We start from the raw sequence: 14,136 nt of genomic DNA on the forward strand, positions 1-14,136 counted from the left end.
GGTTTTCTACTTTTGCTGGAGGCACACTTGGAGGCAAGCATACATTGGCCATCAATTTGAATGGCCATAAAACTAGTCATTCTAATCCTTTTAAAAATATTTTACTTGCTGAATTTAGCAAGTAGGCAAAAAGGAAAAATAGATAAATTTTGTCATAGTTTTTATAGTTGAAAATATCCTTTTCTGGTTCAAAAAATACCTTAATTTTAAAGTTTTTTTAAAATTAAGGTAGTAAATGCTGTTAAGCTAATAAAACAAAATCCTCCGTAACATGAAAAACGTTATTCTTTCTCTAGAATCATAGGAAAGGATAACGTTTTTTTACATTTGGGGTAAAGCAGGTTCCTAATTTGATGGACATGTGGCAGTACCCTAGCCTATCAAGTTAATAGAACTGAGTTTTTCTTAAAATAAAAACCACCGAATTATAGAAGTGGTTTTGAGCGTAAGGAATTTGTAAGAAAGGAGTAAGAGAAAAGAGATTTTCATTGTGTATGATCAAAATGTAGAGAAGAACGAGAGGGGGAATAGATACTATATATTTATATAAAAACAAATTCATTAACAAAACTCTATGGAAGAAAAGAAGAAATTACAGAGGTTAACATACATCTGAAAAAGAGGAATTAATCATTTATTAGGTCAGAAAGTTGTTTGTAGAAATAATTGGTGCATAGATGATTGCAAATTCAGTGTTGACTTTTATCATTGGGAGAGTTGATAGCTGTGTGGTTAGCATATGACATTGCTATCAACCATCAATACAATTTAAATAGAGGAGAGGAATGCTTTATGAAAACAAGCAGTAAAATTACATGTGCAAGTCTATCACTTTTAATAGCTGGAAGTTCCCTGTTATACATAACACCAACATCAATTGTAAAAGCAGAACCTACGCAAAATGTATCTAGTTCGTTACAAACAAGTACGCAAAACAATCGTACTTCCGTTAAGAAAGCAATACGAGATGAACTGCAACTTGGATACCCGGGAATACTCGCTCAAATTTCTAAGGGGGGTAAAACTTGGAGTTATGCCGCTGGGATAGCGGATCTGAGAACTAAGAAACCAATGAAAGCAGATTTTCGCTTTCGCATTGGCAGTGTGACGAAAACGTTCATTGCAACAGTTCTACTTCAATTATCTGGAGAGAACCGTTTGAATCTAGACGACTCCATTGAAAAATGGTTACCTGGTGTTATTCAAGGAAACGGATATGATGGTAACCAGATTACGATCCGGCAAATATTGAATCATACAAGTGGTATTGCTGACTATACAAATTCAAAAGACTTTGATATTACGGATACAAAAAAATCGTATAGGGCTGAAGAATTCGTCAAAATGGGGATTTCACTTCCCCCAGACTTTGCCCCAGGAAAGGGTTGGTCTTATTCAAATACAGGATACGTATTACTGGGGATTCTTATTGAAAAAGTAACTGGCAACAGTTATGCCGAAGAGGTTGAAAATCGGATTATTGAACCGCTTGATTTGTCAAATACATTCCTACCTGGCAATTCAAGCGTGATTCCAGGCACCAAGCATGCCCGTGGCTATTTCCAACTAGACGGAGCAAGTGAGCTAAAAGACGTTACTTATATTAACCCAGGTAGCTCGGATGGAGATATCATTTCTACTGCTGATGACTTAAACAAATTCTTCTCTTGCTTACTAGGTGGCAAATTACTGAAGGAACAGCAATTAAAACAAATGCTTACTACAGTTCCTACAAATAGAGAGGGAACCGGATATGGTCTTGGAATCTATGAAACTAAGCTTCCGAACGGTGACTCGGTATGGGGACACAGGGGGGTTGTTCCAGGGTTTACCACTTTTGCTGGTGGCACACTTGGAGGTAAGCATACATTGGCCGTCAATTTGAACAGTTTTAAAGCTGATAGTCCTGATCCATTTAAAAGTATTTTACTTGCTGAATTTAGCAAGTAGGTAAAAAGGAAAACCAGATAAAAAGTGAGTTTTAGGAATTAGAATAAATGTATCTTAACAGTAATAGGGGGGTTAATAGTTTAAACTGGGATCCTTAGAGCATGTCAAAAAACTAATAAGTAAGTATTTCAGGAGGGTTTTATGAAAAAGAAAATAATTATTGCAATTGTTGCTTCTGCTATAACAATGACTCATTTTGTAGGAAATACTTATGCAGATTCGAAAACAGAGGTTTCTGTTACAGCTCCCTACAATACAAATCAAATAGCGAAATGGTTAGAAGCACATGCAAAGCCTTTAAAAACAACTAATTCAACTGCATCTCTTAATGATTTGAAACCACTTAAGGATATGGTAGGTTCAGCTTCCATTGTAGGTTTAGGTGAAGCTACGCATGGGGCTCATGAAGTTTTTACGATGAAACACCGTATTGTTAATTATTTAGTATCTGAAAAGGGCTTTACCAATCTAGTTTTAGAAGAGGGATGGGATAGGGCCTTGGAACTTGATCGATATGTTCTTACTGGTAAGGGAAACCCAAGCCAACATCTATCACCTACATTTAAGACGAAAGAAATGCTAGCTTTACTTGATTGGATTCGGCAATATAATGCTAATCCAAAACATAAATCGAAAGTACGTATCATCGGGATGGACATTCAATCAGTAAACGAGAATGTTTATAATAATATAATAGAATATATTAAAGCGAACAATTCAAAACTGTTGCCTAGAGTAGAAGAGAAGATAAAAGGTCTTATTCCTGTAACAAAGGATATGAATACTTTTGAAAGCCTTACGAAAGAAGAAAAAGAAAAGTATGTTTTAGATGCTAAACAAATTAGTGCTTTATTAGAGGAAAATAAAAGCTATTTAAATGGAAAATCTAAAGAGTTTGCATGGATAAAGCAAAATGCTCGTATTATTGAACAGTTTACTACAATGTTAGCGACACCTCCTGATAAACCATCGGATTTTTATTTGAAACATGATATTGCAATGTATGAAAATGCGAAGTGGACTGAAGAACATTTAGGAAAAACGATTGTATGGGGACATAATGGACACGTTTCGAAAACAAATATGCTGCCTTTTATATATCCTAAAGTAGCTGGGCAGCATTTAGCAGAATATTATGGAAAACGGTACGTATCTATTGGAACGTCAGTTTATGAAGGGCAATATAATGTCAAGAATAGCGATGGTGAATTTGGCCCCTATGGAACATTAAAATCAGATGATTCAAGCAGTTATAACTACATCTTTGGACAAGTTAAAAAAGATCAATTTTTTATTGATTTACGTAAGGCAAACGGCGTGACAAAAACTTGGTTAAACGAACAACATCCAATTTTCGCTGGAATAACTACCGAAGGGCCTGATATACCAAAAACTGTTGATATATCATTAGGTAAAGCGTTTGATATACTTGTTCAAATTCAAAAAGTGAGTCCATCTCAACTACATCAATAAATTTGTAATAATGTGGCTCAACGAAGTGTAGTATTGATGATAGTGTTAAGTGTCAATAGTGTTGTTTAGAAATGTCAGTTAGGTTATTTTATTAAAGGATTATTAGATGAAATAAATGTTTTCAAATTAGAGACGATGTGGGATAGAAGCACATTAACATTAAGTTAACAAAATAAAATTCTCCCTAATTAGATAAAATGAGGAACTAAGGAATTTATCCCACATTAACGGACAATAAGAGCTCAACCTCAAAATGCATCGAAAACAAAGAAGTTAGGCTAGGTGGGTTGCCCGTAAAAAACTGATTGGTGAGGGCTGATTAAAGTTTACTTTATACGTGTGATGAACTAAATTAAGAAATTGATTAGGGTACGTCGTTTCTTTTAGGAATCCTTATTATAAGGATTCCTTTTTTGTACCAAAAAATTTGCAAAGAAAAAAGATAAGATTGGGAACACAATCTTATCTTTAACATAAAGAATTAGCGTATGAACAGAGTATAACAAGCGGCGAGTCATAGTCGATAGTAAACTTCTGTCATGTTTATAAAGAACAACAAAAATTGAGTAAATAAGGCTGTATTGATGGTTATGTCATACAAACCGTGACATTTTGACACTAACGTATGTGACAGAAAAATACTTAGGATTAAAAAAGTAGTTTTTAACACATTAGCAATGAATGAGGAGGAGAGATTTTAATGATGAAAGCGTCAGCTCAAAAAACTTTGCAAGATTTTTATTTCTTGTTATTTACCTTTGTATCCGGTTTTTTTTACTTTTGTTTCTATCTGATCAGCATTACATTTGCATTAGTAATGACGATTATTTTTTTGGGTATTCCCTTATTAGCGTGGGTACTACAAACAACTCAGACGTTTGTTCAGTATGAACGTATCCAGACGAAAGTTTATACAGATATATCGATAGATCTATTCGAACCAAGAAAAAAAGAGGAGAGAGATAAATGGATTATAATGAGGGATATAATCCTTAATAATAGCAACTGGAGGGCTATTTTTTGGCTCATGCAGAAAATTTTTGTCGGAATAATGAGTCTTATATGTGCTGTTTTACTGTATGTAATGCCAATAGTATGTATCGTTACCCCCTTACTTTTTCAATATTTTAATATATACTTATTGGGCATTGCTGTGAATTCATGGGAGACAGCAATTTTTGTCATGATTGTTGGTTTCATTCTCATCTGGATACATAATCTTATTGGAAACGACTTAGTTCGAATTATTGGAATGTACACGCGTTTCATGTTTAAAGCTATAAAGGAGTGATAATTTGTTTAAGACTTTAAAACTATGGTTTTGGTATGATTGGGCCTTACTTTGTATACGCTTTATTGTTTGGCTATCATTGATATCAACGACTATCCAACAACAAGATCATTTGACAGTACCACTTTGGATCATAATCCTTTGGGAAGTCGTTTCATTTTCAGTACCTTGGATTTGTTTAATGTTCAGTTATCGCTATTATTTATTTACTGAAATAATATTATTTGGCGGAGTTTGTTTCTATTTAACTTTATTATTTCCGTTAGCGTATCTTGCTTTTTTAATGCCCACTTTTATGATTGCGGCAAATAGCGTTCATAAATCTTACCGCTGGTCGGGTCCTATCACAATTATTTTGTTCCCGTTGCTCATTGCGATATTTTCCGAAGTGACAGATTTATGGGTAATCATCCTACAACTCAGTTTAGCTTTTGCTATGGGCTCTTTCTTTCGTTTACTGGCTATTAATTACCGTCAAAGTGAAATAATTCGGAACCAGAAACATGTATTGGAACAGTACGTATCCCAAGTTGAGCGGATTACATTACTGGAGGAACGTGATAGGCTCTCAAAAGACTTACACGATACGATGGGACATTCCTATACTTCAATTATTATGGGGATGGAAACATTGCGTATGGAATTAAAGTCTAAAGAAGGAGAGCAGCAGCTAGATTCATTATTACAATTGGCCCGTAACAGTATGGAAGAAGTAAGACTGTATTTACACCAATTAGATTTATCACAAGAGTCGCTTCCCTTAGCTACCACACTACAACAATTGACAGAGGAATTTAAGAAACATGCAAAAGTAAATGTACGTACTCGAATAATAGGGGAAGAGTATATAGTCTCCAAACAATCAAAAATGACACTATATCGGAGCTTGCAGGAATCACTAACAAATGCTGTTCGCCATGGGCATTCCACAGAAATCATTGTGTCACTTCATTTTGAACCACAACAGATAAGATTGGATGTACAGGATAATGGCTGTGGGGTAGAAGAGTGGAAGGATGGCTTTGGATTAACTGCAATGAAAGAGCGTGTAAGTCAGTCACAAGGAAGAGTCATTGTTTATTCCAAAAAAGGGGAAGGGACATTAATTTCATGTGTTTTACCGAAACAAGTACAATTGGCTAACGAACAAATTCGTCTGTGTATTGTCGATGATCATTCTTTTATCCGAGAAAGTCTTCATACAATTTTGGGTGGACTGGAGGATTTACAAGTAGTGGGAATGGCTGAAGATGGAGAACGGGCTTTGGAATTGTGCGAGAGACTAAAACCAGATGTAGTATTAATGGATTTAGAGATGCCAAATCTGGATGGGATTCATGCAACTAAAATGATTAAGAAAAAATGGCCGGACATTCGTGTACTCATTCTGTCAACCTTCCAGAATACAGAAAGGGCCAAAGAAATCATACGAAATGGTGCGGATGGATATGTACTGAAATCCATAGATGCGCGTGAACTAGCTGAATCAATTCGTCTAGTCTATCGAGGAGGCACGATGATTACTCATGACTTGTTCCATAGGATGTGGGAAGAAAATGAAGAAACAGGATTATTTGAATCACGATCAGCTGGAATAGAGTATGGATTGACGAAACGAGAATTAGAGATTTTGAAACTATTATCACAAGGAAGCCGTTATAAAACAATAGCTTCGACACTTTACTTGTCAAACGGAACAGTAAGAAATTACGCCTCCAATCTCTATGAGAAGCTAGGAGTTAAAAATCGAGAAGAAGCAGTACAAAAGGCAAAAGATATAGGATTACTTTCATGACTCTCTCACTTGAACTAGTTAGCTGAAGTTAATGGGGAACTTACAGATGATGCAGGACATCACTACCCAATCCCACATTTGAAACTACAATGAAAAATAAAGATTTGGAACGCCTCTGCTTTTTTGTGAAAAAAGTTGTTTAAAAAGGTTATTTGAATTCTCATATCGAAAAAGTAAAACACTATAGACGAAGACTATAAAATTTGTAGACTATAACTAAATTTGAAACAAGGTTTAAGGTAGATGAATGTTTTATTGAAACCTATCTTTACAAAGGACTGGTAAATAGTTTTCATATTTGTTAGTACATCGGTTCTAAATCTAAAAGTAAAATAGGTATTTGGGTCAATAACATCTTTGATTTAAATGTTATTGACCCAATTTAGAAAATATCTATTAAGTTGCCATGAGTAATTTTAGAATTGAAAGAGGGAATTTCGTAAATTCGGGGATAATAGTACTCACTAAATTAAAGCTCTCTATAAAGAGAAGAATTTAGAAACTAAAGAAATCAGTGTGAAGGTGCTTGATTGTAGTCAAATATAAAATATGTTGTTTTGAGTTGAAGTAAGATGTGTAATTGAAAAAGATAACAGGATAATATATTTCTAATTATTTAAAGGGAAGGGGATGTGATTGAGGTGAATAATACATATAATGAAAAGACGCATACATTGATTAAACAATTATTAAAAAAGTTTTCACCAAAAGTTCCTGGCTTTGCATATATTGCTAGTTTTGATAGCGGAGTAACGTATAAAGGTGCAGTTGGCTTAGCTTCTATAGAGAAAAATCTACCCATAACTACCAAAACCGTTTTTAATATAGCCTCAGTTTCTAAACAATTCACAGCATTTTCTATATTACTCTTAGAACAAGAGAGGAAATTGAGTTTAGATGATTCAATTGTAAAATTTGTCCCTTCTATAGGTGCATATGCTGAACCTGTAACATTGAGACATTTAATTCATCACACTGGTGGACTAGTTGATTATATGGAATTGGCTCAAGCAGAAAATATTAAATTTACTGATATATTAACTGTGGAAGAATCGCTAAAACACCTTAAAAATCATCAAACTGCAAGATTCCCAGTTGGCACAAAATTTGAGTATAGCAATACAGGATATTTTTTATTGTCACTAGTGGTAGAGAAGGTAAGTGGCAAGTCCCTACGTCAGTTTGCAAAAGAACGTATTTTTGATCCTTTATACATGAAAGACACAGCAATTGTGGATTGCTACCCAACTACTATATCGATTGCTAAAGGGTATTCAAAGAATGAACAAGGAGCATATATGGTCTATGAAAGCCCTTGGGAACATACAGGTGATGGAGCAGTTCATACAAATGTTGAAGATCTTGTAAGATGGGGAGAAAATTTAACTACAGGCACCGTTGGTGGAAAAGAACTTGTTAAAAGAATGAGCGAAATAGGTCCGAAAATTTCTCCAACTGGCGAGACGATTATTGACAATGAAGATTATGCTTTTGGGCTAAGGCTTGCAGAAGGTTTTAACCGTCGATACTTGGAACATTCAGGTAGCTGGGCAGGTTATCGTTCACACTTCATGCGGTTTCCAAAAGAATATTTGACTGTTGTAGTACTAAGTAACTATGATGGATTTGACTGTAAAAAATATGCTAATGAAATAGCAGAAATTATTTTAGAAAAGTAAAAAATAGGGTGTAGAAGAGTATCTGGATTTGGTTAACCACACATTACTTTAGGTGTAATTGATTTTGGGAACGGAAGGCAGGCATATATTTATGCCTGCTTTTTTGTATTAAAATGAACATAGATATTAATTTTTTTGTAAATATGGAACAATGTCATTACTTACAATGTCTATTAAGCGTTGAAACATTTTTTATTTAATAAATTAAGAAAGGAATAATGATTTTTAATTAAGGGAGAAGATTGAATTGGAAAAATTATGGATGCTGTTTTTCATTTGTTTCGCAGTTATGTTGGTAGGATGTAATAAAAACGAACCGCCAAAACAAGCATTTGAAGAATATATTAATTTATGGAATGATAAAAAGTTTGCAAATATGTATGATCATTTATCAGATCATGCCAAAAAATCGATTTCTAAAAAAGAATTCACAGAAAAATATCAAAAAATCTATGAGGGGATTGGAGCTAATAATTTAAAAGTTAAAATGAAAGGAGAGAATACGAAAGATAAAGAGCTTTTTCTTTTTGAAGTTAAGATGGATACGGATGTAGGACCAGTTTCATTCATCCATGAAACAAAACTTGCGAAAGATAAAGAGTCTTGGAAAATAGATTGGACACCAGACTTCATCTTCCCAGGTATGAAAAAAGATTACAAAGTACGTATGCAAATAGAGCAAGGAAAACGCGGAGAAATATATGATCGAAATGGAAAAGGGCTTGCAACGAATGGTAAAGCAACTGAGGTTGGAATTATTCCAGAGAAACTAGGCGAAACAGCAGTGCAAACGAAAGAAATAGTAGCACAATTACTTGATATGTCTATAGAAGAGGTCGAACAAAAACTCACAGCAAAATGGATAAAACCAGACTCCTTTGTACCAATTGGTATTTTAAAAGAGGGAACCAGACAGAATGATTATATTGAATTAGAAGGAGTTTCATCTCGCCCAGTAAATATTCGTACGTATCCATTAGGTGAAGTAGCGGCACACTTAACTGGATATATAGGAAAGGTGAATGCGGAGGAGTTAAAATCACTTCAAAAACAAGGTTATCAAGCAGATGATTTAGTAGGTAAGACTGGTTTAGAGAAAGTGTTAGAAAATAAATTGCGTGGTGAAAAGGGTGGACGCGTATTTATAGAAGATGAGAATGGGAAAGAGATTAAAAACGTAGCAAAAAAAGAAGCAAAAGAAGGAGAAAATGTTACGTTAACAATTGATGCTGTAATTCAAGAAAAAATCTTTAATGAGATGAAAACTGAAGCAGGGTCTAGTGCAGCGATTAATCCTAAAACAGGTGAAACAATCGCACTTGTAAGTAGCCCTGCTTATAATCCAAATATAATAGTTAGAGGAGCATCGAAAGCCCAACGAGAAGCATGGAGTAACGACTCGAAACTACCAATGACGAATCGCTTTACACAAGCAATTGTACCAGGTTCCGTATTTAAAACGATCACAGGTGCAATTGGTTTGGAAACAAACACAATAAATCCGAAGGAAGAATTTAAAATTCAAGGATTGAAGTGGACAAAAGATTCATCTTGGGGAAATTACTATGTAACGCGTGTGAAGGATGCAAGTCCAATTGATTTTGATAAGGCAATGAAGTACTCTGATAATATTTATTTTGCTCAACAAGCTTTGAAAATAGGAAAAGATCAGTATGTAAATGAACTGAAGAAATACGGTTTTCATGAAAAATTACCAATCGAATACGAATTTCCTATTTCAATCATTGCAAGAGATGGGATAAGAAACGATATCCAACTAGCAGACACAGGCTATGGACAAGGACAAGTATTAATGACACCACTTCATTTAGCATTAACATATGCACCGATTGTGAATGAAGGGAATATTCCGTCGCCACATCTTTTAAAAGAAGCAAAAGTAGCGGGGAATTGGAAAGAAAATGTGGTTTCTAAAAAGAATCAAGACATATTAAAGAGTGCATTAATCAAAGTCATTAATGACCCTGATGGCGCAGGGAGAATTGCAAAGGTTGATGGTGTTACGCTTGCTGGTAAAACTGGTACAGCAGAACTGAAAGAGTCTAAAGAAGCAGACGGAAAAGAACTGGGATGGTTCGCAGCTTTCGATGCAAATGCGCCAGACATGATTGTTACCATGATGATTGAAGATGTAAAAGGAAGAGGAGGAAGTAACGTTCCAGGTGAAAAAGTAAAACATGTATTTCAGAATTAATACTTAATTATAAGGTGAATTTTTTGACTACATTTATTACATGTTTGCTTAACTCAAAGATATAAATTGGGGGAATATAGAACAATTAAATTTCAAAAAAGCATTCTTTCTAATCGAGAATGCTTTTTTGCTGCGACTCTAGAAAGTTAATACCTTATCTTAATTTTCATTTCTGAAAAGTTGGCATTGCTAATGGTAAATAGAAAGAGTATAGCAAATTGAAATGGACAAGTGGAGTGTTACGTTAAATTCAAAAAACAGATTTTCATGAGTAGAATTTTATCATTGTATGCTTTACTTGTTTTTTAGTAGTATTATTCTGCTTGAAAAAAGATAAACAATGGAACAAATGAAACTTGTATCTTGTCTATATATTGAAACCATAATAAAAGTGAGGGCAGTTTTTATGTTTATTCAAATAAGTTTGAGGTGTGGAAATGGAACAGACGTTTATTGAAAAGTGTAATCATGATGAGCTGGACTATGTTATAAAAGACTATTGGCAAGATGTATGGAATTATTCATTTATTATTACGAAAGATCCACACTTATCAGATGATATCACGCAAGATGTATTTATAAAGGTGTTTAAAAATTGGAATTCATTTCGAAAGGAGTCATCTATTAAAACGTGGATTTTAAAAATCACAAGAAATACGGCAATAAACTATTTGAAATCCTCCTATTTTAAAAGGATATCTTTAATAGGATTTTTTAGTGACGATAAGCAATCCCTGTCAGCAGAACAAGAATTTTTTAACCAAGAAGAGATGAATGAGGTGTGGAAGGTTGTATTAAAACTACCTAAAAAGCACCGTGAAATAATTATATTGGACGCAAAATATGAATTATCATATGAAGAAATGGCTGAAACATTAGGAGTATCCATTGGAACTGTAAAATCGAGATTAAGTAGAGCGAGAAGTAAGGTTTCAAAATTAATAGGGGAGGGTAGTAGTGATGAACAATAAACAAAATCCTGACTGGTATAGAAAAATAAAAAAAGGCCCAATGGAGAATCGTAAAGATGAAGAAGAATTTATTTCTAAAATAAAGCAGTCTATATACGAAAATAATGAAGTGGATTTTGTAAAACATAAAAGACCATTTCGTAAAAAAGCATTACCTATTGTAGTTGTTTTAGTTTGTACAATGTTATTTTTCATTGTTCAACAACCTTGGCTTGATGATAATAAATCACCAGTACAAAGTAGTACTCAAATTAAGCCTAAAACAAAAGATGAGTCTGCTCAAGATCCATCATTAAAACAATTTATGAATGAACTATATCAAAGTACGAACTCAAAAAATGAAAATGACCTGTACAAAGCGTTAAATGATGAAGTTCTATTTAAAGGGAAGAGTTATAAGAAGGATGAACTGAAGTTTGATGAAGATATTTTTCATGAGTTGCAAGTCGCCCTTACAATGGGGGGAGAGTTTGCAAATGATACAAAGCAAGTATATAAAGTACCAAGTGGATTGACGGAAAGTAACCAACCAAAGCAAGCACATTTTATATATGCAACTGTTACTGGAAATAAAACAAAAATTTTAGCAGAACCAAAGCGAGAATCACAAGTTTTATATGAAGTATCTAATGAAATGGTAAAAGCTTGGATTCCAGAAAAAGTGCAGAATGATGGATATATAAAAATATCGACAATTAACGGTAATACTGGATATGTACAGAAAGAGTACGTTTTAACTGATATTAAATATTCATTTATGTTCGAAAAGAATAATGAAGGTATATGGAAGATAATAAATATAGATTCTATATGGTAAAAGAGGAAGGTTCACTTTAATGAACCTTCCTCTTTGTTTTTATTCTCTTTTTGAAGAGTATTCCAGTACTCTAAAATTTCTGATGTAACGAGAGCGGCAATGTTTTTTTCGGAATTACTGCCAGGAATAACGACAGAAATAGCAATTTGTGGATCTTCAGTAGGAGCATATGCAATGAAAAGAGAATGATTTATCATTCTTTCTTGCTCATTTGGAAAACCTGTAATACCTGTTTTACCTGCGACGTCAAAGGGCAACTTTTTAATTTCCTCTATATTTTGACTCATTCCACCTTGCACGACACTCCAAAAGTTCATCGGGTAACGATTTGAACTTTCTAAAATGGGTTTAAACTTTTTTGTTTCCTTACCATCTTGACCAATAATCGTACTTACGATTTGAGGTTTATATTTATCACCTTTACTTGCCAATGTTGCTGCATATTGAGCGAGTTGAAGAGGAGTATGCACTTCATTTCCTCCCCAAGAGGCATTTAATAAAGCAGAAATCCCATTTTCAAATTTATTAGATGGATGGAATTCATATTGTCCGTCTTCTTCAAAGGGCAAATCAATCCCGGTTTTAGAACGTAGGCCGAATTGCATTAAATAATCTGTCCATATATGTGCCACTTTTTCTATATTTCCATTATTTTGGTTGAATAAGGGCAGAGCTACTTTTGCTGTCATAAATGTGTTAGATGAATTAATGATAGCCTGCCTCGGTGTAATCTCACCTGTTGGTGTTCCAGGTGCATTCGTAATGTTATTTTGATTATCATACTGAAAAGTACCTTTATCTAAATAAGTATCTTCGGGTTGAAAAAGTTTTTCGTTTAATCCAATTAAAATAGTAAGTGGTTTTATAGTAGAAGCCATATTTACATAAGATTCACCATACTTTAATTTTTGAATCGCTTTATTTTGCGAAAGAGATTTAATATTTTCTTTTCTAGAAGATACATGTGTATTTAATATATTTGGATCAAAAACTGCCGAGTTGACCATAGTTAAAATCGCGCCAGTTTTTGCATCGCTCACTACAGCATAACCAGCTTTAGCATCAGGTGTTTTCTTAATTTGCGATCTTAATGCTTCTTCTGCCTTTTGCTGCAACTCAGAGTCTAAAGCTAGCCGTACATCTTTTCCTTTTTGTACTTTTTGAATGTTCCATAAGAACTTTTTATTATTCAATTTAAAAATAAGAGTTTTACCTGGTTTTCCTTTTAAATCATTTTCATATTGCAGCTCAATCCCGCTTTTTCCAACAGCCATATGCTTTGAATTAAGGTCATTTTCTACATACCCAATTACTTGTGAACCAATTTCGTGTTTAGGATAATACCGAATCCATTCATCTTTAATTATTACATTATTGGGTTTGTTTTTGTTTATGAATGCAAGTTCATTCTCAGTTATATCAGAGTATAACGGTATATCATTCATAGTCTGCTTTTTACAAGATTGTTGTAATTGAGATTTTATGTTCTCTGTAGAAATATCATGTTGAAACTCGCTTGAAAATTGATTAAAAAAAGCTAATGTGTTTGATGTATCTTGTTTCGATAACTTTTCATCATTAGAAGTGCAATATAGAGACTTAACTTTCTTATTTGTAGCTAGTATTACACCATTTTGATCAAAAATCTTTCCTCTTTCAGCTGAAGAAGTTGCGATAGTAATTGAAATGAAGTTGATTTTTAATAAAATTAGTAAAATCAAACCTACAATAGAAAGAACCGCAAAAAATCTCCATCTTTTTGTATGTAACATATAACCCTCCCTTATGTAGCCTATTTCATCTTATATTTAATTAATTTTTTTGTAAATGTGGAACAACTTTATTGTTTAGGTTGTCTATTAAGTATTAAAGCATGAAGAAAGGAATAATTAGCATGAAAATTTACTAGCAAGTCTATATGTAAGTTTAATAAGAGTCATTATAC

Annotated in this window: 9 protein-coding genes and 1 pseudogene; 9 read left to right on the forward strand and 1 reads right to left on the reverse strand. The window is 33.6% G+C overall.

Annotated features, from left to right (window positions below):
* The 9 genes and pseudogenes from ACS2QP_RS06210 to ACS2QP_RS06250 form a co-directional block, all read left to right on the forward strand.
* Window positions 1–125, forward strand: a pseudogene (locus ACS2QP_RS06210) (serine hydrolase domain-containing protein); the annotation flags it as partial.
* Between the two features lie 667 nt (window positions 126–792).
* Window positions 793–1,950 carry a serine hydrolase domain-containing protein gene (locus ACS2QP_RS06215; protein ID WP_438882232.1) on the forward strand — a complete coding sequence of 386 codons (1,158 nt, stop codon included), beginning with the start codon at window positions 793–795 and terminating at the stop codon, window positions 1,948–1,950.
* 141 nt (window positions 1,951–2,091) lie between these two features.
* Window positions 2,092–3,423, forward strand: a complete 1,332-nt coding sequence (locus ACS2QP_RS06220; RefSeq protein WP_332283214.1) for an erythromycin esterase family protein — start codon at window positions 2,092–2,094, stop codon at window positions 3,421–3,423.
* A 700-nt stretch (window positions 3,424–4,123) separates the two neighbouring features.
* Window positions 4,124–4,714 carry a sensor domain-containing protein gene (locus ACS2QP_RS06225; protein WP_340438757.1) on the forward strand — a complete coding sequence of 197 codons (591 nt, stop codon included), beginning with the start codon at window positions 4,124–4,126 and terminating at the stop codon, window positions 4,712–4,714.
* Between the two features lie 4 nt (window positions 4,715–4,718).
* On the forward strand, window positions 4,719–6,509 hold the full coding sequence (locus ACS2QP_RS06230) for a hybrid sensor histidine kinase/response regulator transcription factor (protein WP_332283212.1): 1,791 nt from the start codon (window positions 4,719–4,721) through the stop codon (window positions 6,507–6,509).
* Between the two features lie 641 nt (window positions 6,510–7,150).
* The gene (locus ACS2QP_RS06235) at window positions 7,151–8,188 is read left to right on the forward strand and encodes a serine hydrolase domain-containing protein (protein WP_332283211.1); all 1,038 of its coding nucleotides are present in this window, start codon (window positions 7,151–7,153) and stop codon (window positions 8,186–8,188) included.
* 247 nt (window positions 8,189–8,435) lie between these two features.
* A complete protein-coding gene (locus ACS2QP_RS06240; RefSeq protein WP_153581032.1) occupies window positions 8,436–10,403 on the forward strand; it encodes a penicillin-binding transpeptidase domain-containing protein in 1,968 nt (655 codons plus the stop codon).
* A gap of 437 nt (window positions 10,404–10,840) precedes the next feature.
* Complete coding sequence (locus ACS2QP_RS06245; RefSeq protein ID WP_000438330.1) at window positions 10,841–11,374, forward strand: RNA polymerase sigma factor; 534 nt, start codon at window positions 10,841–10,843, stop codon at window positions 11,372–11,374.
* Window positions 11,364–12,191 carry an SH3 domain-containing protein gene (locus tag ACS2QP_RS06250; protein WP_033696287.1) on the forward strand — a complete coding sequence of 276 codons (828 nt, stop codon included), beginning with the start codon at window positions 11,364–11,366 and terminating at the stop codon, window positions 12,189–12,191. The genes ACS2QP_RS06245 and ACS2QP_RS06250 overlap by 11 nt, the downstream gene beginning before the upstream one ends.
* 11 nt (window positions 12,192–12,202) lie before the next feature.
* Here the strand turns inward: ACS2QP_RS06250 and ACS2QP_RS06255 are convergent, their stop codons facing one another.
* On the reverse strand, window positions 12,203–13,963 hold the full coding sequence (locus ACS2QP_RS06255) for a peptidoglycan D,D-transpeptidase FtsI family protein (protein WP_438882233.1): 1,761 nt from the start codon (window positions 13,961–13,963) through the stop codon (window positions 12,203–12,205).
* Window positions 13,964–14,136: the final 173 nt, after the last annotated feature.

The sequence above is a fragment of the Bacillus cereus group sp. Bce019 genome (genome assembly GCF_051781745.1).
GTDB lineage: Bacteria > Bacillota > Bacilli > Bacillales > Bacillaceae_G > Bacillus_A > Bacillus_A cereus.